A 21,899-nucleotide genomic window follows, 5' to 3' on the forward strand; every position below is an offset into this window, starting at 1 on the left:
GTAAATAATGAGATAATGCGCGTTTGGTTAACCCCACAAAATGTCTCAGTATCTTATTTCCCCTTCCACTGAGGGGATCGTTTCTCCGCAAATGCCCTAAAGCCTTCCTTTCGATCCTCTGTATCCCTTAACACGCCCCATAGCAGATGAGAAAAAGCAATCCCCTGATCGAGGGGCATTTCAAGGCCCATAACCACAGCTTGCTTGGCTGCTTTAACGCTCAACGGTGCGTTTGCGGCAATCTTTTCTGCATATTTCTTCGCAAGTTCCTGCAAACCAGCCGGCTCGACAATGTCGCTGATCAAGCCCACCCGCAACGCTTCCTCCGCATCAATCAACTCACCGGTCAGAAGCATTTTCATGGCCACGGCCTGGGGAATGGCGCGGGGCAAACACTGGGTCCCGTTAAGTCCCGCAAGACTGGCCACTTTTACTTCGGTAAAACCGAATTTTGCCTTGGAACTGGCGATTCTCATATCACAGGCCAGCGCCATTTCCAAGCCGCCGCCTATAGCATAGCCGTTAATAGCACAGATTATTGGCTTCCACATTTTCATGTCAGGAATGATGGGCTGACCGTCTCTCAACCACATGGCGGCCATACACTCTTCAGGAGGGGGTGTTTTTTTCATATCCGTCCCGGTACAAAACGATTTTTCGCCTGTACCGGTAAAAACCGATACGCGAATATCATTATCTTTTTTCACCTCCGACCATATTTCAGCCAAGCGTTGGACCGACTCGGGATCCAGAGAATTCATTGCTTCCGGTCTATTCAGCGTAACATAGGCCACATGATTTTCCTTGATAAAATCTACTCCCATTTGTTTACTCCTCCTTGCTTCATATGTCTTCATCCTTGGCTACTACAAAGGGACTGTAAATTTTCTTTTGCCCCAGGATCTGCCTGGCAACCAACCACCTGTGAATCTCGGATGGCCCTTCCAGTATCCGCCAGATCCTTACCATACGAGCCACATGCTCAATTCCGAGTTCACTTGAAACCCCGAGACCGCCATGCACCTGGATCGCCCTGTCGGCAATACGGGTCAGCATTTCCGTTGCCGCTACCTTCACGGAAGCACCTTCTATCCTGAGGTCCTTGTAACCTTGATCTGACTTCCAGGCCGCATAGTAAAGCAGCCACCTAACAGATTCAAGTTCAATGGTGGAATCCGCTATCCAATTCTGGACCACTCCCCTTTCCGCAAGAGGTTTCCCGAAAGTAACCCTGTTATTGGCCTGATCAATCATCATCTGAATCAATCTTTCGGCCATACCAGTACAGCGAGACGCCAACTCAATCCTGCGAACGCCAAAACGATTTTGCAAAGGAACAAATGCCTTGCCTACATCTCCCAATACGGCATCATCTCCAACCTCTACATCTTCCAGAATAAGGTCCCATGTCGGCATGGCGCCTATGACTGGAATCTCTCTTCCGATTCTTACACCGGGATGTTCCCTGTCTATCAAAAATGCTGTGAATTTATTTTTGCTGGAGGCTTCAGAATCAGTTACGGCGATGAGGATAAAAAATACGCTGGGATAATCGCATTTGCTCGTAAAAGTTTTTGTGCCGTTGATAACCCACTTATCCCCTTTTTTCACAGCCTTTGTTTTCAGGCCGCTCACATCTGATCCGGCGCCAGGTTCAGTACATGCCATTGCCGAGTCGAGTTTGCCATCGCAGTAAGGCTTATAATATTTTTCCCTCTGAACTTCTGAACAACAGTCATTCAAATAATAGAGGTTCGGCGCATCAGGAGGCAGGGTAAAAGCATGAGGCGAAAAACCCACCAAACATTTGCACATTTCTTCCACCACGAGCGTCTTGGCCAACATTCCAAGCCCCTGCCCTCCAAATTTCTCCTCCACCTCAAGCCCCCAGAACCCCAACTCCTTGGCTTTTTGAAGCAGTCTTTGATGGTCTTCTTCAGGAATCAACGGCCCCGGCTTACTCCAAAGGGACAACTCCCGCTCAAGTAACGTCTTTTCAAGAGGCATCATCTCCCGTTTTACAAATTCCCTCATTGATTCTTTAAGCATCATATATTCTTCAGGTATTGAAAAATCCATCACTTCCCTCCATCAGGATACTAAAAATATTCATTTGTTTGCACGAAGTTTGTTTAAACCAACACCTCATCAGAAACTAGCTGATCCACCTCTTCTTCGCTATAATCAAGCATTCCCGTCAGCACGGAATGGGTATCCTGACCCAATATAGGCGCAGCTTTTTCCATACGCACAGGTGTCTTCGAAAAGCAGAAGGGGGCACGATTGTAAAGGCTGCTTCCCACAACAGGATGGTTAAGATAAACCCAAAACTCCCGCTCTCTCAAATGCTCATCCTCAACGGCGCCCCTTGCATCATTTATAATCCCCGCTCTGACGCCATTCCGGGACAAGACTTCCATAAGCCAATCGGCATACAGCGTCTTCGTCCACTCCTCGATAAGACTATCAAGCTCTGCTTCATTCTTTTTTCGTTCGGAGAACGTGCTGAATTTATGGTCCTCAGCCCAATGGGGACTTCCCATAACTTTTTTGAACGCCCCCCATTCATCTTCGCCAAAAACCGCAATTGCGATCCATTTTCTATAGCCAAGCGTTGTGTATGCGCCATGGGGAGCCGCATCGGGGTCTCCATATCCTAAGGGACCCAAGATTTCCCCATTGGCGCCGTAAGCCAAAATGTCAGTTGGCTTCATACAGATCGCGGATTCCAACTGAGATATGGAAACGATCTGTCCTTTTCCTGTAAACTCTCTGTCAAGCAATGCGGCGAGAATGCCGAAAAGCGTGTGGCACGGCACCATAACATGATCCGTATAGTTTGTGCCTGTTCCGAACGGCTTTTCGCCAGGGAACCCTGCTCTTGCAGTGAGTCCGCACAAAGCGTTAAGGTTGACTCCGTAACCCATATAGCTTTTATGGGGCCCGCTCGTTCCCTGCAAACTCATGGTCACATAAATAATTCGCGGATTTATTTCCTTTAGATCTTCCCACCCAAGATTCCATTTTTCCATTTGTCCGACACGGAAATTATTGATAATAATGTCGCTTTTCTCGATCAGCCGAACTGCAACATCCCGCGCCTTGGGATGCCCCATATCCAGAGAAATACTTTTCTTATTTGGATTCCGATTCGCAAAATATCCACTCCGCTCCAGTCCTGATCCTATTCCGTCCTTGAATGGACCACCTTTTCTCAGAATGTCAGGTCTTTTTTTACTTTCTATCTTGATAACCTCAGCGCCGCACTGCCCCAGAACGTTTGTTGTTATTGGTCCAGCACCAACCCATGAAAAGTCACACACAACAATACCTTCAAGGCATTTCTTAAGACTCCGCAACATAAACTACACCCTCCTTTGCAAGCAAAGTTATATCGTTTTTGGTGTAACCACACTCCGCTAGAATTTCCGCCGTATGCTGACCGAAAGAAGGCGCCGGGTTTCTCAGCTCCCATTTCAGATTCCCGAACTCATAAGGGGCGCCGGGATAAACGACATCTCCCTGAAGCGTGTCATGATGCAGCGTCTTCCAAAAATTACGATACTTAAGCTGTGGATTTTCAAGAAGATCTTTCCCATCGCTCACAGGTGAAACCGCCACCCTGTGTGCCTGCCCCTTATCATAGATATATGCCTTTTCATGTTGCATCGAATATCGTTCAAAGATCCGGCAGAATAATTCATATCCTTCCGCTGAAGCCCTATAGTCGACATCTATCCATTTGTCATCATCAAAAATCTCCCATTCATCCACGGCTTCTTCCTTCATCCATTTTACAAAAGGCTCCCACATAGGCTTGTTTCTGCCCATAATAGCAACAACAACAACATATCCATCTTTGCAAGGGTGAATGATGCCGCCCCCAGCAATTCTTCCAAGGCCTCTGCGATTCGTACCCTCCAAGTCCCAAAACTGCGCCGCATTTTCAAGGGCCATTCCCACGGACTCTATGCCAGCTACATCCACAAACTGTCCGATACCTGTCTTTTTCGCAAAATACAGCGCAATCGAACTTCCCACTGCAGCATAAGCCTCAGCCATTCTGTACGCCTGATTGTCACTAGCCCTCACCGGTTTATCGTTCCCGACTCCAGCGAGAAAAAGGAACCCGCCCAGAGCAGAACATGTCAAATCAGAGCCAGGATATTTGCTGTACGGTCCAAACTGTCCAAACGGCGTGATCGATGTCTGGACGAGTTTAGGATTTACAGTGCTTAACACATCATATGAAAGGCCTACCCCTTCAAGAAAACCGGGAGTAAAACTCTCAAGCAATAAATCCGCTCTCCTGCATAGCTCGACAAATATCTCTCTTCCCTTTTCATTCCTCAAATCCAAAGGCATTCCCTTTTTGTCTGCGTTATAGTAGAGAAATTGAAGCCCTCTTTCTCTACCGGGAATCCCCTTGAAAAACGGACCACACTTTCTTAATGGGTCGCCGTCAATCGGTTCGAGATGTATAACATCCGCACCCAGCCCGGCATACATCTTGGCCGCGTAAGGGCCAAGTTCCCCAGTAAAATCCAGCACCCTGATGTCGGACAAAGACCCTCCGTTTTCTCCCATATTTTCGCCCTCCAACACTCTCAATTTGTTTTTTTTACTCATAGCCTTTTTAGCACAGGCTCAATTCCCGTACTTCCGAACCTTTTCCGGAGCCTGGCAGTTATTACAGTTGTATTCTCATGCTTCGTTGTGCCCGCCCCGGGCATGGAGGTTAGTCATATGCAGGGTTCCCTCTTTTTAGCCGCCGCAACCAGAAAAAGATAACTTTTCGAAGTCTATTTGGAAATACCGGACAGCCGACTCTGAAGGACAAAGCCTCACCCAGCATAGAGACTTCTTCCGCCACATACATATAGAACCTGTCCGGTAATGAATGACGATTCATCATCAGCTAAAAACATCACTGCATTGGCAATATCATCAACCGTCCCCAAACCTCCGGATGGCTGTTTTGACAACAATCTGTTTTTCATTTTTTCCGGCGCCTCATCCCACAACGGTGTACGAATCAGACCGGGGGCAACACAGTTTACGGTAATGCCTTTCCTTCCCAATTCGAGGCCAAGAGTTCTCGTTAAACCGACCATCCCGGCCTTTGCCGATGAATAAGGGGCCTGCCCTGGGCCGCCTAGCCATGCCCTGGACGCGATATTGATAATCCTGCCATAGTTTCTTTCAATCATGTGATGGTGCGCCGCCTGGCTGCATAAAAAAGCGCCTTTGAGATTCACGTTGAGGGTGATGTCCCAGTCTTTTTCAGTTAGATTTCGTAAGAGACCGGCTTTTTCAAGACCAGCGTTGTTCACAAGAATATCAACACCCCCAAATTTATCCGCGGCGGATTTAATCATTTTGTCAATAGATTCTTTATTGCATACGTCGGCCACTTCACCAATCACTTCAAAGCCTGCATCTCTGAATTCCCCTACCGCCTCATCAACCCTTTCTGGAACAATATCATTTATGACGATTTTAGCCCCATTTTCTGCCATCCTTCGAGCAGTCTGCTTCCCCATTCCACTGGCTGAACCCGTAATAAGTGCAACCCTATTCTCTATTCCCATTTTAATTACCCCCCACCAAATCTCATTTTGATTCTGAAAAAGTTATCCCTTAAACTGACATCGAAAAATGAAGGCTTTTCCCTCCGCAAACAAACAATGTTTGCCCGGTCACGTATTTGGAAGCATCCGAAGCGAAAAAGCCGACTGCCAAGGCAACATCTTCAGGCTTTCCAATCTTTTGAACAGGCAGCATTGCAGCAAGCTCCTCAGCCTGCTTATCTGATAACCCTGATTTTGAGACATCTCCCTTAACGACATAATTGACAGTGATATCATCCTTAGCCAATTCAAGGGCCAAAGACCGCGTAAAACCGAAAATAGCTGATTTTGAGGCTGCATAGTCTGCCTTTCCCTTCCAGCCAAGATATTCAATGCTGCCCATATTAATCACGCGACCATATTTTTTCTCTTGCATCATGGGTACAACTGCTTTGGTGAAAAGGAATGTCGAATCAAGATTGGCACCAATGCATTTTTTCCATTCATCAAAGGCCAGCTCATTAATTCCATGACCTGACGTATCATCAATATTATTTACTAAAATGTCTACACACCCAAAATGGGCAACCACGTACGCAACTGCCTTTTCCACGTCATCGGCATTTGTCGGATTGCAAACCACGCCAATGGAATCGCTCCCGGCTTCTTTTATTTTTGAGGAAAGACCGTCTAATCTTGCCTGATCCGTATCGGCAATTGCTAATTTTGCGCCCCCCTTTGCAAACCGCAAGCTTATGGCTTCACCCACCTCATCTGTGGCACCGACAATTAGGACCACTCTGTCTTTAACAAATTCCATAAAAAAGCCTCCTTAGAAACCCTCATTAATCACACTCAATTTGCTTGTTTGGTGATTGTTCTGTAAACATGTCCACGATTATTGATCCATGTCCATGCATGTTTTTATTGCTTAAAGCTACCTATGTATTACCAACCCCTCACAAGCATTGTCATTGTGCACGCGGCATGCTCGGTACCTGCAAGCCCCCCACCCGTTACATGGGACATGGCGACTTTGGGAATAGGCTCCACCTGGTACCCAGCACATTCTCCCCTTAACTGTTTAACGTTTGCAGCAATCTGGGCAGCGCCGGATGCGCCTATCGGGTGGCCGTATGACAGCATCCCGCCTCTTGGACTTACGACGCACTGCCCGCCATAAGTAGACTGACCGTCTCTCAAGAATTTCAGGCTGTCCCCCTTTTCACACAATTCCATACATTCATAATAAAGAATTTCCGCAATTGTGAAAGCATCATGTAGCTCAAGAATATCAACTTCCTTTGGCCCTATCCCTGATTCATCGTATAACTGCCTGCTTGAAGCCTCGGTAATATCGTCACCGGTAATGTCTCTTGGCATATTGTGAAAAGGTCCGGATCTCACCACGGTACCAGCTATTTTGACCGGTTTCTTAATACCTAGTTTTTTGATCATTTCCTTGCTGCATACGACTACTGCTCCTGCGCCATCTGCAATACCGCAACACTGATGCAAGGTAAGAGGATACGCAACCATTCTTGAGCTAATCACTTCCTCTATGCTGATATCACCTTTAAACCATGCATGAGGATTATTGGTAGCATGCCGTCTATTCTTGACGGTTACCATTGCCAAATCTTCAATGGTCGCACCAGTTTCATACATATACCGGTTTGCTCTTAGCGAGTATTTTCCGGTCATAACAGCACCTTGCATACCTTCTATATCGCTCATATCAGGCGCAAATGCAGCGCCCGTTTCACGGTGCATTGTATGGTTTTCGGCCCCTACAGCTAAAGAAATCTCTGTCAAACCAGTGGCCACATCTTTTGCGGCGCAATACACAGCCATTGCACCGGAAGAACAAGCGCTCTCAACATTGATAATAGGCATTTGTCCGCACATGCCAAGAATCTTAAAAACCCTCTGTCCAGTAGTCATGAGGTTTGTCCCATTGCCTACATATGCGCTTTGAATCACATCGGGCCTGTCAATGTTTGAACCCTTCATGGCCTGCATTGCAGCCTGCCTTCCCAAAGCATCGTAATCCAGTTTATGCCTGCCGAAAATTGTCTCCCCTACACCAGCTATATAAACTTCTCTCTGTAATTTCATGATTTACTCCGACTAATAATTATGAGATTAATTTTCTAAATTTATAACTTGTTACAGGCAATCCATCCGCATTCATCCTGATAGTTCCGGTGGTCAATTCAACTTCTTCATCGCACTTAAATGACCCTGTCTCCCCATCCAATTGGGCAAATACCCTTACATTCTCAGGAAGATCGACATAGCCAATGGTATAGGGTGTTTTCATGCCTGGCTGCCCTATATAAATATCCGAAGGTGCATACAATTTCCCTTTCGTAGAAAGTCGAACAATATCAAACTCTTCTTCCCAACATTTGAAACAGAGATCAGGTTTAGGGAAATCAATATGCCCACACTTTTTGCACTTATATCCCTTCAAATAGGGAGGCGATCCATCTTCCGGAACTTCGAATAGGTCCGGGTGGTAAAAAATAATATCCGGTTCCTTTTTTTCTACCTTTTTGTTTTTTTTTGTTTTTTCCTCTTCAGGCTTCGTCATAGTTACGTCCTTAGTTATTTAATGTTCTCAGTTCTTATTATTTTAAATTTTATAGGGGGGGGGGTTACAATATGCTGCCCCCCCCTGAACCACCTTCTGTGAAAAAAGGAGGGGAGAGGCCTTTCCTTTTTAAGAAGGGTGGATATACTGTCCTTTATACTCATAATCCTGTATTAATATCCCCAGTATCGGGATTCCGGGTGATAGCCGCACAAACAGTATCGATGTCAACCTCCATCCAGATTATGTAAAACGAGACATGTTTTCACAATGATCAGCTACTTTAAATTGGCTAATGCAGCCTCCTACTTTTTGCTAATTTGTTGAGTCGATTTTATCTCCCGTTTAACATATTCTTGACGAATATTTTTTCCGGCACACCATCTGGTTATCTCTTTCAAAATGAAACTACCAAAAGTCGACCAACGGATAGTAGCCAAACTCTGGACTAAGCTCTATGAGACTGTGTCACAATTCAAATAGATTTGGCTTCTATTTTTTTATATGAGAATACAGGAGTCAGAATACAGAAGAAAAACAATAGTATGGTTATTCTGACTCCTGACTCCTGACTCCTGTATTCTCATGCTTCGTTGTGTCCGCCCCGGGCATGGAGGTTAGTTATGAATATAATTGTGACACAGTCTCTATGCCGGTATCCCACGAGTTTTTCTATTTGTTTTTGATATCATTCCTCGCATATCGGAGATATTGCCAAAATCGTGCCAAGAGGAGTAAAAAGCTTGTATTCCTTGGATGGATTGAAATTGAGCTGTAATAAGCCTCCACTTAGCTCTTAAAATTTCTTGCCTTTTGGCGAAGATAAGTTTATTTAATAATTCTATTATGCTGACCATGCGATATTTCGGCATATCGTACTGAACTTGTTAAAACAGGAAAAAAAGTTTCAAGGAAAGCATTCAAACCAAAAGACATAAAGCTGCATGGAAGATAACCTTACTAACCTCCATGCCCGGGGCGGGCACAACGAAGCATGAGAATACAGGAGTCAGGAGTCAGGAGTCAGAAGACAGAAGTCAGAAGACAGAAGACAAAATAACCATACTACTGTTTTTATTCTGCATTCTGTGTTCTGACTCCTGTATTCTCATATAAACATAGGATCTTGGCGTAGTTATTGGAGCAGAACAGTGAAAAAGAATGAGCCTAATTTAATTGAATCATTGGAATTTTATCCAGAAAATGGTATTGTTAAATTCAAAGGGCAAAGAATGCTGATATTGGCAGCTGATGCTTTGGGTTTATTGAGAAAGGAACTTATTGAAACATTAGGCGAAAATACGGCAAGAGGGATTATAACGAGATTCGGTTTTGCTTGTGGATACAATGATGGAATGATAATAAACGATTTTCTAAAAGGATCTTCAAGTGAAGAGAAGTTGAAATATGCTAAAGGTTTGCATGTTCAGGAAGGCTCGGGAAATATATTTTTTTTAAATTATAATTTTACTTTTGATTATAACAAACCTTTCTATGCAGAATATCATTACGCTGACTCTTATGAGGTAGAACAGCATCTTCTCCATATAGGCAAAAGCAACGATCCTGTTTGTTGGACAATGATAGGCTACGCAAGCGGTGTGTGTACCGCGATCACTGGGGAAAAGATATACTTTATTGAGGATGAATGCATAGCCAAAGGAGACAGCTTTTGTCATGCTATAGGTAAGCCTTTAAATAAATGGCATAAAAATGCAGAACTATATTTAGAATACTACAAGACAAAAAATATTGATAAGGAGATAAAAAGGCTTGAAAGAAAATTAATCTTAAAGAATGAAGAGATTCAGAAAAAAAAGAAAAAGATTGAAAAGTTAAAGGAAATGGTTAGAGAAAAGGGAAATTATAGGAATATTATAGGAAATAGCGAAGGAATAAAAGATGTGTTTTATCTAATAGATAAAATTGCCAATAAAGATATTAATGTTTTTATTGAAGGAGAAAGTGGGGTTGGTAAAGAATTGACTGCAATAGCTGTTCATAATAATAGCTTCAGAGCAAAGAAAAACTTTGTTGCTATAAATTGTGGGGCCCTTCCGGAGACATTATTAGAGAGCGAGTTATTTGGGTATAAAAAGGGTTCTTTTACTGGTGCAGATAAGGATAAAAAGGGACTTTTTGAAGAGGCCGAAGGAGGGACTATTTTCCTTGACGAAATCAGTGAGACATCACCTTCTTTTCAGATAAAGCTTTTGCGAGCAATAGAAGAAAGAAAAATAAGAAAAATAGGGATGAGTTCTCCCATAAAAATAGATGTTAGAGTTATTTCAGCAACAAACTCTAAAATAGAAGATCTTATTGATAGAGGAATATTCAGAAAAGATCTATACTACAGACTAAATGGCATCAAACTCCTCATTCCGCCATTGAGAAATAGGAAGGTAGATATAATACCTTTAGCAACATATTTTATTGAAAAGTATAAAGATAACGATAAGCAAATAAGTATTTCCTCAGAAGCGAAATCCTTTCTATTGGATTATAGCTGGCCCGGCAATGTGAGAGAGCTATTGAATGTTATGCAGAGAGCACTGGCATTATTAGATGTAGATGATAATATCATATATGCAGAGCATTTAACAGACGAACTTAAAGAGAAAAAAAGCTTTCTTGTATCGGAAGAGGATACTCCTTTAGCAAAGTTAGAGGAGAGACATATATTGAAGACCCTTGATAAGTATAAAGGGAATAAGATAAATACAGCAAAAGCATTATGTATAGCCCCATCTACACTCTGGAGAAAATTAAAGAATATTCCATTATGAAGTAGTATATTCCATTATGAAATACTCTTAATACTGAAAAAATACTTCAATGGGAATAAAAATCAAATTTATTGATAGGCCAAGATTCTCTGCCACTTCAGGTATTATCCCGCCTGGTTCCTGGGGGTAAACAAACCGCATTACGTTTAAAATAAGGACTATATCCCCTATTTCGTTGTACACTCATATTACCCTCCTGTGATTCTGTCATAGTTTCTAAAAACGGCTTAACCAAGTGTCTATTTTTTATAAGGATCAAGGTTGCTTTGGATGATTAAACAAAGTGGCGGCATAGTTTGTTTATGAATTCTGATTTGTGGCATATTTTGAGGTATGTTGAAAAAGTTGTTGTAGAACACAAAATATTTCTTTAAGGACGAAAAGGCTTCCTGGCGGTACGGTATTCTGAAATATAGACCTCTTCGTATTTCACGCTTCGCCACAGCCTTTCGACGAAAATGTTATCCAAAGCTCGTCCTTTTGTCCATGCTGATTTTTATGCCTCTGGCTTTAAGCGGCTTTAAAAATTCACTGGACGTATACCGGCTGCCTTGGTCGGTGTTGAATATTTCCGGCTGACATTGTTCGAGAGCCTCATTAAGTGCCTCCACGCAAAAGTCGGCCGCAAGGGTGTTGCTCAATTTCCATGAAAGCACGTACCTTTTGCTCTCGTTCTTTGCCGGTTCCAAAAATATCCGGCAAAGCCGACAAAGCCTCTTTTTTCCATCGCATAACCAAGGCTCTGTGAATCTCATACTTGGATGACAACTCCGCTATCGTATCCTCTGACCTGATGGCTTCCAATACAACCTTTGCTTTAAAATTCCCTGGATATTGCTTTCTCATTCTGTCTCCTTTATAATGGAGTCAATATCACAGAAAAAGCAGCTTAACCATCAGTTCAAATTTCGGGGTCCATTATATTTTTATTATAAAACACTATGTAATGTTCATTGTCATAAATCTTTTCTGTTTGGTCGTGTAAGGTTCTTAGGCTGTATTTTAATAATATCAATATTTCTTCCTGAAATCAGCAACACGACAGATGTCTCAGATCTACAAGGTTTCATTCAGTAATCAACACAAATGAAATCAGCTGGACAAAATCCTGTTTTATACGGAATATCACACTAATAATTTGACAAAAACTCTAATTTTCTTTATAAATTAACTACCTTTCATACAGATTTTGTTTCCATCATCAAGTAAAAATATATTTTATATATTAAGTGATAGGCCACCGAAGTATACTATGAATGATAAGAAAATAATTATCGACCATTTTTATGATCAGAACCATACCTATCTAGAAATATTGACATGGTATAGAAGTGAAATAGGATGGTTTTTTAATTCTGGTGAAAATTCCATTCATACGGTTCCTTTTATACTTACTTGCGCTGCTGCTTTGGAGTGTAGCCTTAATGATTATTTGATCAAGCATTTTACAGATTCCCATGGAACTCATGGAAAAATACAAATACCTGGCCTGCTTTCTATGTCACTTAAAGGAAAGCTTATAAATATTGTGCCTTTGCTGACATCGAACAAATTTATGATTAACGTCGAAAACAAAGTCTATCAGACTCTTGCGGACTTAATCAGAGAGAGAAATCGACTCGTTCATAATAAAAGCAGCTATGAGTCTCATGAAGGCACCATCATGGAAGATTCGGATGGAAACCCCTAAATTGTAGTGCCAGAACAATTACAAAACAGATTGTCAGGTAAAATTGACCCAACACTTGGTGTCCAAGGAGATATCGGAAGGTACCATGAATCTTCAGAAAAGCTTCACGAAATGTTTTTTGATATTTATAAAGAAGATAGTTTCGATGGTGTCAGGCACGGCGTAAAATTGTAATAAAACCTCCAGAATAAAAATGTTACTGATTTTAGGCATATATTTTGCTTATTTTTGATTTTTACTAAACCATATCTGCTTTAATTTATGTATAATATGAATAAAACATATAAAAGAAGAATATTTCTTATAATGTTTTTTGGAAGAAAAAATAGCATTTTCGAACCGGTGAGCGGATTACATTTTTAAGTCGGCCCTGACAGATGGAAATGAATTGATTGTCTCCATAAATGATGGAGATGCAAAATATGATGTAAACCTTATAATTAAAGATTGACGGCCTAACCAAGGGCTGTTGGCGGACTCGGTTCCTCGTCGCAAAGCCCCGCCGTTAATCGCCTCTTTCGGCATAGAGCAAATGACAAATATAACGCCATCAACTGTATGACAGCAGAAGAAATAACACAGAAAATAAATAACAAGAATTTATTTAAAAAACATAAATTTAGGAGATATGATGGGGAACTATGCCAAAATTATGTCATTTGATGAAATTGACAAAATCAGAGATCAAATAGGACGCCTTGTGTGCACTTCCGGAGGATATGACCCTTTACACCCGGGCCACACTAGCTGTCTCATAGAGTCTAAAGCGTTTGGGGATACACTCATCGCAATTGTAAACGGTGATTCCTTTCTGCGCGCTAAGAAGGGAAAACCATTCATGGATTTGCGCACAAGATGCCTAATGGTCTCCTGTATCAGAGAAGTTGATATCGTAGTTCCTTTTGAAATTGAAAACGACAATACAGTCAGTGTCGCCTTGAAACGATTAAGGCCAAACGTGTTTACAAAAGGTGGTGATCGATCTGATCCAACTAAAATACCCGAATATCCTGTTTGCGAAGAGCTTGGTATAGAAATAAAATTTGGAATAGGACTTTCTAAAGAATGGAGTAGTTCAATTTTGCTTAATGAATGGGGTGAACATTATAAGCGTCAGGATCATAAATGAAAAATATAGAAATTATTAATCGGCTGATAATTATTCCCCTCCGCAAAAACAGTCTGACATGATAATCTCCCGCATCCGAATGTCTATTGGTTCAGCTGACAGCCTGCGAGGGCAGCTTGTAAGCGGAGGAATAAGCTCTGCGATTATTAGAGGAGCTAGTCAACTCTTAGCCTTGTTTATCGGAATCATTCTAGCGCGGGGGCTTGGAGCACAAAATTATGGTATCTACGCTTATGCAATAGCCTGGATGTTATTCTTAAAGGTTCTTGCCGGATTCGGCTTGCCCGCCTTGCTATTGCGGGAGGCTGCCACCAGTGAGGTGCGGCTGAAGTGGCAGTATTTACGTGGGCTACTTGTAAGTACAGCATTGATTGAGGTAATTGTATGGTTTGTCTTGGTCGCGATTACGGCTTCTTCCTTGTGGCTGTTGAGGGACGAAATGACACGAAGCAAAACTCTCACCTTTATTGTTATGCTACCTTTGTTACTACTTACAGTTTGGACTAATGCAACCCTAGCAGCCTTGCGCGGACTAAGACATGTAGTAAAAAGCCAGGCCGTAGAGATGTTCATCTATCCCTTGTTGCTATTGCTTATTCTCGCTGGTCTCTTTACCATAGTTCCTGGGCCATATTCGCCACAATATGTTATGGGAATCCACGTTTCCGTTGCGGCGGTGATATTGTGTGTAGCTTTGCTTATGTTGTTCCAAAATCTGCCAAAACCACTTCTAACAACACCAGCATCATACCCCATACGCCAATTGCTGGTTCGTGCGTTACCGTTTGCACTATTAGCAAGCGCAGGCTTGATTAATGACCAAGCCGATATTCTCATACTCGGAATGTTACGACCATTCGACGATGTCGGTATTTACCGCGTTTCAGTAGAGATATCAGGATTCGTGGCTTTTGGTTTACACGCCGGGAACGCTGTAATTGCTCCTAACTTCGCAAGAATTTACGCTCAGGGCGATATGGCGCGATTGCAACGGCTGGTCACTATCAGTGCGAGGGTATTCTTTATTCCCGCCTTGCTTTTAGCTCTAATATTTTTTGTAGCGGGTGGGCGTATTGCCGCTTGGATTTATGGTCCGGAATTTCTGCGAGCACAGACACCATTGGCATTGTTGGCTGCTGGTCAGTTCGTTAATGCTTCTATGGGGTCGGTTGGCTATCTTTTGACAATGTGTGGTCATGAGAAAGTTGCCGTTCGAATCCTTCTATGGACGGCAATGCTCAATATAACGCTAAACTTTGTCTTGATCCCCCTGTTCGGAATAAATGGTGCAGCCAGCGCTTCGGCATTTACCCTTGCTCTTTGGAATGTGCTTCTATATAGTGCAGTGAAAAAACACCTGCGAATACGATCCACTGCGTTTTCTTTTTCAAAATTAACAAGGAGATAGAAAGGTAATTATGAGAATTGATTTTTCTTCTTTCAAAAAAGTCGATAATCTTGGTGTTGGTAGTCTTGTCGTTCTCGCAGTTAAGAACTGTAATCATAGTAAGGCTTTGAAAGATAGAAGCCACGAGCTTGATGAAGGACATAAGAATCAAGATTACTCTAAAATATTTATGGAACTGAGAGGACAAATAGATGATGGTTTCGTAGCATTAACCCCATTGTTGCCAAATTTTTCACTCGATCATGCTTTTTGGAAAATAGAAGGCAAAGAACCAAGGGGCGTTGCAGTAAGATTTGACTTCACAGTTATTGGATTTGTAGATCGTTTGGTTGTGCTTCGGACTAATACTGGAAAAATTTTAAAAGAAATCGAAAACCCCCTGTTTAGAAATATACACAGTGTGAATTTCTCCAAAAATAACCCTATGCGTGTTTTGGTTTGTTGCACGGGAACAGAATCAATATTAGAGATTGACATAGGAACAGGTAACGTCTGCTGGGAGTGGTTCGCATGGGATAATGGGTTTAATACAAATCCTCGGGGACTCACTTTAGTTAGACTTGGAAAAGAATCTGCGTATAAAAATAAAATATTTATAATAGACCACAAAGATGCCAAAAAGAAATTACTTAGCAAAGATCCCTGTGATAAACATGCTATATCAATTGACATGGGCAATATAGAAAACCTCCTTGGTTTGGAAAAATGGCAAAAATCAGTTGACCCAAATTGGGCTACTTATGGTTGTGACGATCAAACAATACTAGCAACCTTCCTTTATCGAGGAGTGGCCGTTGAGATTAGCAGAAACGATGGGACAGTGAAAACATTAATAAGTGATCTAAACCGTCCGCATGGTCTCATTAAATATGAAGACGGCTATGTCGTCTCAGACACACGCAATGGTGCTGTATTGATATTGGACAAAGAGGGGAAAAAAACAAAACAAGTGGATTTCTCGAATCTTGATTCCCACAGTAATGAGGGCAAGGAATGGATACAAAATACTCATCAGCTTGATTGCGGCCTACTGGCAACAATAGACAGCAAAAGGAATAGAATATATCTTTGGAATCCTATAGAAAAAACCTATTCCGTTTTGCCTTTTCCAGAAAACTATGCACTACAGTCTGTGAGGACTGTATATAGACCAGCCTCGCCAACAATCAACTGGTGGGAAACACTCTGGAAGAATGAACGTGGACAACAGGAATAGAATGACTTCTTTATGTGCGACGAGAATTGGCTCTTGACATTGGACATGGATGCCTGTACCCTTGTGTTCGAGCGGGGAACCCGCTCAACTCATCGTTACTTTCTTTCCATTCGTAATAAACATTTTTCAAAGAACCAGGTAGTATTTGTTTGTAGATACCGTTCTTGTCAAGCGGAAACCGGTTTATAATTTGGATCGTATTTTTTCCCGGATTTCAGGACTCCAAAGACAATATGAACCAATTTCCGCATTATCGCACAGACTATTACCTTGCCATTTTTTCCTTTATCTTTTAGGCGGTTGCAAAATGCTATCATTAAAGGATTGCATTGAATCGATACTAATGCCGGCATGTAAAAAACCTTTCTAAGCCGCACATGTCCAATTTTACACAATCTTGGTTTTCCTTTAATAGATGATCCTGAGAGTGTTTCCTTTGGAGCGAGTCCGATGAATGCAACCAGCTCACGAACATGATTGAATTTTTCCAGATCATCTAATTCTGCCAGAATGACAGCAATGGTTACCTTGCCAAGTCCGGGAATAGTATCCAGCAAATCCTTATTTCGTTTGAGGTTAGGATCTTCTTCAATCAACCTCGCTATTTCTTTTCTGATCTTTTTAATTTCATGATCCAAATAAGCAATATGTTCTTTAATCAAAAGAGATACGCTTTCATATGCGATGCTGATCCGATTCTTCTCCTGAGTTCGCATGTTGGTCAGACTATCAACTCGCCTGACTAAAGCTCTCAGGGCTCTGATCTCCGGTGAAGGGGGTATCCATGGTATTGGTTTCATGGCCAAACAGAACCTGGCAATCAAGGAAGCATCAAGCTTATCCGTCTTGGTGCGAAGCAGTTCACTTTGAGCAAATCCCTTGATCCTGGCAGGATTGACAACGCTGACTGTGTGACCAGCATCATGAAGATAAAACGCAAGTATCTTCTCCATAATTGCCCGTGGCTTCCATGCAGGCATGAACCTTTCGAATTTCCTGTTTCTCAAGCCAGATTCTCAGCACATCAAAACCTTCAGCCGAATTTTTACAGGTTTTATGTTTTGTCTTTCCATCTACAAGCAAAGCGACATCGAATTTCTGTTTTGCTATATCTATCCCAAGAACCGATACTGACATATAACTTCTCCTTTCAAAGTTAGAAATATTTACTTTGGTAAAAAACTTTGTTCGAATCAACCTTGTAAGTGCAAACTCATTCCCATTCGAGAAGGTTTATGATACCGTACGAGTTACTGAACAAAGCAGTGGGAAGAGGATCTACTCTACAAAACATGCTCTCTGGCATCAGGTGAACGACAGATTCACTCTCCCCATTTTACCCCGGCGTCCTGGGATAGTTTATAACATTTTTTGATTAATAAGAACACAAGGTGGAGGCAGCGATTCTGGCGGTTCTCCTTTTGTTGAATCAATAAATGTCAAAATAGCGTTAAAGAAAACGTTCGTTTTCTTTGTTTTTATTAATTATTATTTCAAACCCTTTTTTTTACAAAAAACCGTATAAATATCTTGTATAAAAAAGCAAAGGGGTCAAATCCGCTCTTGGCTCTTGCGACATTAAAAAAAGCAAAGGGGTCAAATCCGCTCTTGGCTCTTGCGACATTAAAAGACAAATGAGTTTGTTATACCCTATCGGCAGCAAGGCCTTTGTGTCTGGCTTATACCGGCAATTTAAAAGTTATTTCCAATCGGTTAATGAAAAAATACCTAAGAGCATCGCCGGGCTTGATGGCATTTATTCTCTCAAGCGGCTTACTGATAATATTTTATGAATTCGGAGCTTTGTTATGTTGTGCTAACTCATCCGGATATCAGTCTCCGCCGAAATTACGGTTTGTGCACTTCATACGAAACCATGTTTTATTACATTATTGGAATTATATACTGATATTAATAAACATAATTGTAATTTATTCATCTAACTCCCTATCTTAATAGTGCGATTAATATTGGTATAACTATTTATTATATCATCTAAATATTAATAAAGTATGGCATATTCATTGCTTGATGGTTGGTTTTACGTTTTTTCACTTCTTTTATTTAATATGATGTAATAATAGGAATAATATATGAAGAAAAAATCTTTGTTAGCCGCTGTCGCACCCATTATCTTTGCTTTAACTCCACAAATTGTTCATGCATCCGAAAGCACACCTGTGGATACCGGTACTACCGCCTGGATGCTGATTTCAACCGCTTTCGTGCTTCTTATGGTTCCCGGCCTTGCCATGTTTTACGGGGGACTGGTAAGAACAAAAAACGTACTAAGCACTATGATGCACAGTTTTGTATCAATGGCTGTTATCGGCGTTTTATGGGTAGTATGCGGTTACAGCATTGCATTCGGTCCGAATATCCTCGGAGGTTTTGCCGGATGGAGTAATGATTATTTTTTATTAAAGGGTATTGATGATGCAATTATAAAAGGCGTGCCCGAATACGTACTTGCCATGTTTCAGGGCAAATTTGCAATCATTGCTCCGGCTCTTACCAGCGGTGCGCTGGCGGAACGTGTTTACTTTCGCGGTTACATCACATTTATAATATTATGGATGCTTTTTATATACTGTCCATTGTGCCACTGGGTGTGGGCAGCCGACGGTTGGCTTTATAATGCAGGGGCGGCAGGTGTTATTGATCTTGCAGGAGGACTTGTAATTCATGTTTCCGCCGGATTCAGCGCTCTTATAGTAGCAATATTTCTGGGTCTAGGTTATCCTAAAACTCCGATGGCACCCAATAATCTCGTAATGACTTTAACAGGGGCAGGTCTTTTATGGGTTGGCTGGTTTGGCTTCAATGCCGGTTCAACAGTACACAGCGGTCTGGATACTGCCCGGGCGCTGACCATGACACAGATTTCTGCCGCAAGCGGTGCCTTGACCTGGCTCATTATAGAGTACTTTAAGTTCCGCAAAGCCACCGCCCTCGGATTTGCTTCAGGCATACTTGCCGGCCTTGTTGCCATAACTCCCGCTGCAGGTGTGGTATTGCCGTTCGGCGCAATTATATTGGGAGCTCTTTCATCTGTTATGTGTTTTTATGCTCTTACCGTTAAAGTGAAGTTGGGTTATGATGACAGTCTTGATTGTTTCGGGATACACGGTATCGGAAGTGCTCTTGGGGTAATTTTGCTTTCTTTTTTTATCCGCGACAGCTGGATGCAAAATGCTTCAGCTGTCAGCCATAAAATCTGGACTGTCTGGAATCAGCTTACAATTCAATTGATGGGCATCGGTGCTACAATATTGTTTGCTGTAGTCGGCACCATAGTGATATGTTTTATTGTTGAAAAAACTGTTGGTTTCAGAATCACTGCCGAATCTGAGAAAATCGGGCTCGACCAATCCATCCACGGGGAACATGGTTATGGCTCCATGCAGGAATACTAGAATAATAAGGGTTCAAGGGGTCGAGGATTCGAGGATTCGAGTGAAATGTCTAAAGCATTAGAAAACCAACACCTGAACCCTTGAGTCCTCGAAACCCTGAATCCTTTTTGGGTAAAACTGCCTGTTATTTTAATCCAAGCTCAAAAAGACTATTGGCGTTTTTCCAGAGGATATTTTCAAGCTGTTCTTTTGTGATCTTACCGGTTTCATGTAATTTTAAAAATTTTTCCATATCAGCCTTCTGGTCCTGCCATGGAGAATCAGTGCCGAATAACAATTTATCCTGATTATGATTATTCAACATATAAATAAAATTTTCAAGGCTGATATCATAATCATTTTGCGGCCAGTCGCAATTATAGTAACTGCTGGACAGTTCTATATAAATACCGCTGTCGATTAAATTTCTGCGCTCATAGTCGTAAATAAAAAGACCGCCGCCATGTGCTGCAATAATCTTTAACTCAGGCAGTATCTCATGCAGCTTGAGTAATTTGCTGGGATTAGCATAGTATTCAGGCCGATCATCATCTGTAAGATATCTCGGTGGTATCCGGGAAGTATCGAATATAACCGGCAAGTCAGCCTTAACAACCTTTTCGAAAAAATTAAGGGACTGGCGGGCGGTAATATTAAAACGCTGGAAAACACTGTGAAGCTTTATCATCTTTGCGTTTTTTAACTTAAGGTCTGCCAGTATTGCATCCAGGCGCGGATGGTCCGGATGCAATGTTCCGCAAAATACAGCCCGTTGGTCTTTCTTGCTTTCCCTGTAGTAATAATCATTGATATGCTCTATCTTTCTTGGATCTTTAACTACAGGAAGAATAAAATACTTTGAGATATTATTAACATCCGCAGATCCTGAAAGACCTTCCAATGTCCCGTCTGCTCCGCGCTTAAAATTTAAGATGATTGAAAAATCTATAGAAAAGGTTTCTTCAATATATCTTTCACGGTATTCCTCTTCAAATATATGGGTATGAGCATCTACAATATGCTTCGGTTTTACATCATAAGAATCAATCAATTATATATCTCCTGAAACAACAAATATTTTTTTATTCCTTTTTTTTCTTATCCTTTTTTTCCAGCTTCTTTTCTTTTGATGTTTTAGCCGGTTTCTTTTTACCCTCTTTTTTGATATCCATTCCTTTTCCCATGTTTTCCTCCTTTTTTTTTGCCATATACGGTTTTATGGGTGATTGTTTCTCACATTTTCAGCCTTTTAAAATCGATACTCCTGCTTAGCTACCAATAACTACGGCCCTATAAATAAAAAACGCAATAAATAGCAAGGGCAAGTTTTAATATACTATTCCATATAAATTATCAAATGAATTTGCATATAGTTCACCTTCAGCAACTTTTCTACGTTCTCTGTAAAAAACTTTTCCGGACATGATTATCCTCCTTGAGTTTTTTAGCAATTGTCATATATCTGTTCCGTTTGGGTATGGGTTCGTATGCTACCCGCAGGAATAAAATCTACTCTTCGTCAACGCTGTCAAATTCGCTTACATGGAATCCTTACAGCCCCAGACGAAATTACTCTCACGAAACCGTTTATCCGTATCCGCCTGTACATACTTTATCAAACATTTGGGGGCGTCATCGAAGCCCTTTAACATCAGAATCATTCCCCGCATCATCAAGAGCTGCTTTCATATCAACCCATAATTGCTTATTCATGGCATTAAGAACCCTGGGACGGTTAAGCTTTATCGTCGCTATCATATCCGATTTGTCATATAAAATGCAGTCAAATTCCACAAAAACCCCCTGTATTTGATTTATTATCTGAGAAAAGTATGCAAAAAAAGGCACTGTCTGTCAATAGCTGACACCTTGCTGATCCATCCCTTATTTGTAGTTGACAGAACAAAATCATTAATATACACAAAAATAAACATTGTTTTGTTTTTTTAACATCTTTATCAAAGTCTTAGTAAACATCCTCCGGCAAAGCCGGAGGCTTTACGATTGCTGGCCCCTCAAAGGGGCCTGATCACAATCGAAAAACAAAAACCATCATAATCAAGTTTCTTGTAACACCTGCCATTTTAGCAGTGATTTTTATCGGGAATC

Annotated in this window: 20 protein-coding genes and 1 pseudogene; 7 read left to right on the top strand and 14 right to left on the bottom strand. The window is 41.6% G+C overall.

From position 1 onward, the window contains the following. Positions 1-53: 53 nt before the first annotated feature. The 8 genes from VXK47_RS04645 to VXK47_RS04680 form a co-directional block, all read right to left on the bottom strand. Positions 54-824 (bottom strand): enoyl-CoA hydratase/isomerase family protein, encoded by a 771-nt coding sequence (locus VXK47_RS04645; protein ID WP_435547605.1) that lies wholly within the window; start codon positions 822-824, stop codon positions 54-56. A 19-nt stretch (positions 825-843) separates the two neighbouring features. Continuing rightward, the gene (locus VXK47_RS04650) at positions 844-2,079 is read right to left on the bottom strand and encodes an acyl-CoA dehydrogenase family protein (RefSeq protein ID WP_435547606.1); all 1,236 of its coding nucleotides are present in this window, start codon (positions 2,077-2,079) and stop codon (positions 844-846) included. 53 nt (positions 2,080-2,132) lie between these two features. Then, positions 2,133-3,362, bottom strand: a complete 1,230-nt coding sequence (locus VXK47_RS04655) for a CaiB/BaiF CoA transferase family protein (RefSeq protein WP_435547607.1) — start codon at positions 3,360-3,362, stop codon at positions 2,133-2,135. Beyond that, positions 3,346-4,587 (bottom strand): CaiB/BaiF CoA transferase family protein, encoded by a 1,242-nt coding sequence (locus VXK47_RS04660; protein ID WP_435547608.1) that lies wholly within the window; start codon positions 4,585-4,587, stop codon positions 3,346-3,348. The genes VXK47_RS04655 and VXK47_RS04660 overlap by 17 nt, the downstream gene beginning before the upstream one ends. Positions 4,588-4,844: 257 nt before the next feature. Beyond that, positions 4,845-5,591: an SDR family NAD(P)-dependent oxidoreductase gene (locus VXK47_RS04665; RefSeq protein ID WP_435547609.1), complete on the bottom strand. Its 747-nt coding sequence runs from the start codon at positions 5,589-5,591 to the stop codon at positions 4,845-4,847. Positions 5,592-5,640: 49 nt separating this feature from the next. Next, a complete protein-coding gene (locus VXK47_RS04670) occupies positions 5,641-6,390 on the bottom strand; it encodes an SDR family NAD(P)-dependent oxidoreductase (RefSeq protein ID WP_435547610.1) in 750 nt (249 codons plus the stop codon). Between the two features lie 128 nt (positions 6,391-6,518). Then, on the bottom strand, positions 6,519-7,688 hold the full coding sequence (locus VXK47_RS04675; RefSeq protein ID WP_435547611.1) for a thiolase family protein: 1,170 nt from the start codon (positions 7,686-7,688) through the stop codon (positions 6,519-6,521). Positions 7,689-7,707: 19 nt separating this feature from the next. Then, complete coding sequence (locus VXK47_RS04680) at positions 7,708-8,166, bottom strand: Zn-ribbon domain-containing OB-fold protein (protein ID WP_435547612.1); 459 nt, start codon at positions 8,164-8,166, stop codon at positions 7,708-7,710. A gap of 1,151 nt (positions 8,167-9,317) precedes the next feature. Here VXK47_RS04680 and VXK47_RS04685 point away from each other — a divergent pair. Then, positions 9,318-10,952, top strand: coding sequence for a sigma 54-interacting transcriptional regulator (locus VXK47_RS04685; RefSeq protein ID WP_435547613.1), 1,635 nt, complete (start codon positions 9,318-9,320; stop codon positions 10,950-10,952). Between the two features lie 347 nt (positions 10,953-11,299). Here the strand turns inward: VXK47_RS04685 and VXK47_RS04690 are convergent. Both VXK47_RS04690 and VXK47_RS04695 read right to left on the bottom strand, forming a co-directional pair. Continuing rightward, positions 11,300-11,614, bottom strand: a pseudogene (locus tag VXK47_RS04690) (transposase); the annotation flags it as partial. Then, positions 11,550-11,798: a transposase gene (locus VXK47_RS04695; RefSeq protein WP_435547614.1), complete on the bottom strand. Its 249-nt coding sequence runs from the start codon at positions 11,796-11,798 to the stop codon at positions 11,550-11,552. The pseudogene VXK47_RS04690 and the gene VXK47_RS04695, both read right to left, overlap by 65 nt. A 406-nt stretch (positions 11,799-12,204) precedes the next feature. Between VXK47_RS04695 and VXK47_RS04700 the strand changes: the two genes are divergently transcribed. From VXK47_RS04700 to VXK47_RS04720, 5 genes are all read left to right on the top strand, one after another. Beyond that, a complete protein-coding gene (locus tag VXK47_RS04700; protein WP_435547615.1) occupies positions 12,205-12,642 on the top strand; it encodes a hypothetical protein in 438 nt (145 codons plus the stop codon). Positions 12,643-12,648: 6 nt separating this feature from the next. Next, positions 12,649-12,816: a hypothetical protein gene (locus tag VXK47_RS04705; protein WP_435547616.1), complete on the top strand. Its 168-nt coding sequence runs from the start codon at positions 12,649-12,651 to the stop codon at positions 12,814-12,816. 454 nt (positions 12,817-13,270) lie between these two features. After that, on the top strand, positions 13,271-13,771 hold the full coding sequence (locus VXK47_RS04710) for an adenylyltransferase/cytidyltransferase family protein (protein WP_435547617.1): 501 nt from the start codon (positions 13,271-13,273) through the stop codon (positions 13,769-13,771). A gap of 79 nt (positions 13,772-13,850) precedes the next feature. Continuing rightward, positions 13,851-15,179, top strand: a complete 1,329-nt coding sequence (locus tag VXK47_RS04715; RefSeq protein ID WP_435547618.1) for a flippase — start codon at positions 13,851-13,853, stop codon at positions 15,177-15,179. 10 nt (positions 15,180-15,189) lie between these two features. Then, the gene (locus tag VXK47_RS04720; RefSeq protein WP_435547619.1) at positions 15,190-16,395 is read left to right on the top strand and encodes a YncE family protein; all 1,206 of its coding nucleotides are present in this window, start codon (positions 15,190-15,192) and stop codon (positions 16,393-16,395) included. Between the two features lie 167 nt (positions 16,396-16,562). Here VXK47_RS04720 and VXK47_RS04725 read toward each other — a convergent pair whose 3' ends face one another. Further along, positions 16,563-17,348, bottom strand: a complete 786-nt coding sequence (locus VXK47_RS04725) for an IS110 family transposase (protein ID WP_435547620.1) — start codon at positions 17,346-17,348, stop codon at positions 16,563-16,565. After that, the gene (locus tag VXK47_RS04730) at positions 17,317-17,532 is read right to left on the bottom strand and encodes an IS110 family transposase (protein WP_435547621.1); all 216 of its coding nucleotides are present in this window, start codon (positions 17,530-17,532) and stop codon (positions 17,317-17,319) included. Before VXK47_RS04730 ends, VXK47_RS04725 begins: the two co-directional genes overlap by 32 nt. 956 nt (positions 17,533-18,488) lie before the next feature. Between VXK47_RS04730 and VXK47_RS04735 the strand changes: the two genes are divergently transcribed. Beyond that, positions 18,489-19,811 carry an ammonium transporter gene (locus VXK47_RS04735; RefSeq protein WP_435547622.1) on the top strand — a complete coding sequence of 441 codons (1,323 nt, stop codon included), beginning with the start codon at positions 18,489-18,491 and terminating at the stop codon, positions 19,809-19,811. Positions 19,812-19,935: 124 nt separating this feature from the next. Here VXK47_RS04735 and VXK47_RS04740 read toward each other — a convergent pair whose 3' ends face one another. Together VXK47_RS04740 and VXK47_RS04745 are read right to left on the bottom strand one after the other, a co-directional pair. Continuing rightward, on the bottom strand, positions 19,936-20,841 hold the full coding sequence (locus VXK47_RS04740; protein ID WP_435547623.1) for an amidohydrolase family protein: 906 nt from the start codon (positions 20,839-20,841) through the stop codon (positions 19,936-19,938). Positions 20,842-21,422: 581 nt separating this feature from the next. Continuing rightward, the gene (locus VXK47_RS04745; RefSeq protein ID WP_435547624.1) at positions 21,423-21,584 is read right to left on the bottom strand and encodes an enoyl-CoA hydratase-related protein; all 162 of its coding nucleotides are present in this window, start codon (positions 21,582-21,584) and stop codon (positions 21,423-21,425) included. Positions 21,585-21,899 lie beyond the last annotated feature (315 nt).

Origin of the sequence: Desulfobacterium sp. N47, assembly GCF_051233685.1 — a bacterium.
Classification (GTDB): Bacteria; Desulfobacterota; Desulfobacteria; order Desulfobacterales; family RPRI01; genus RPRI01.

Coding starts and splice junctions, on each gene's coding strand:
- VXK47_RS04645 (WP_435547605.1), bottom strand. CDS start 824: ATGGGAGTAGATTTTATCAAGGAAAATCATGTGGCCTATGTTACGCTG.
- VXK47_RS04650 (WP_435547606.1), bottom strand. CDS start 2,079: ATGGATTTTTCAATACCTGAAGAATATATGATGCTTAAAGAATCAATG.
- VXK47_RS04655 (WP_435547607.1), bottom strand. CDS start 3,362: ATGTTGCGGAGTCTTAAGAAATGCCTTGAAGGTATTGTTGTGTGTGAC.
- VXK47_RS04660 (WP_435547608.1), bottom strand. CDS start 4,587: ATGGGAGAAAACGGAGGGTCTTTGTCCGACATCAGGGTGCTGGATTTT.
- VXK47_RS04665 (WP_435547609.1), bottom strand. CDS start 5,591: ATGGGAATAGAGAATAGGGTTGCACTTATTACGGGTTCAGCCAGTGGA.
- VXK47_RS04670 (WP_435547610.1), bottom strand. CDS start 6,390: ATGGAATTTGTTAAAGACAGAGTGGTCCTAATTGTCGGTGCCACAGAT.
- VXK47_RS04675 (WP_435547611.1), bottom strand. CDS start 7,688: ATGAAATTACAGAGAGAAGTTTATATAGCTGGTGTAGGGGAGACAATT.
- VXK47_RS04680 (WP_435547612.1), bottom strand. CDS start 8,166: ATGACGAAGCCTGAAGAGGAAAAAACAAAAAAAAACAAAAAGGTAGAA.
- VXK47_RS04695 (WP_435547614.1), bottom strand. CDS start 11,798: ATGAGAAAGCAATATCCAGGGAATTTTAAAGCAAAGGTTGTATTGGAA.
- VXK47_RS04700 (WP_435547615.1), top strand. CDS start 12,205: ATGAATGATAAGAAAATAATTATCGACCATTTTTATGATCAGAACCAT.
- VXK47_RS04710 (WP_435547617.1), top strand. CDS start 13,271: ATGATGGGGAACTATGCCAAAATTATGTCATTTGATGAAATTGACAAA.
- VXK47_RS04715 (WP_435547618.1), top strand. CDS start 13,851: ATGTCTATTGGTTCAGCTGACAGCCTGCGAGGGCAGCTTGTAAGCGGA.
- VXK47_RS04720 (WP_435547619.1), top strand. CDS start 15,190: ATGAGAATTGATTTTTCTTCTTTCAAAAAAGTCGATAATCTTGGTGTT.
- VXK47_RS04725 (WP_435547620.1), bottom strand. CDS start 17,348: ATGGAGAAGATACTTGCGTTTTATCTTCATGATGCTGGTCACACAGTC.
- VXK47_RS04730 (WP_435547621.1), bottom strand. CDS start 17,532: ATGTCAGTATCGGTTCTTGGGATAGATATAGCAAAACAGAAATTCGAT.
- VXK47_RS04735 (WP_435547622.1), top strand. CDS start 18,489: ATGAAGAAAAAATCTTTGTTAGCCGCTGTCGCACCCATTATCTTTGCT.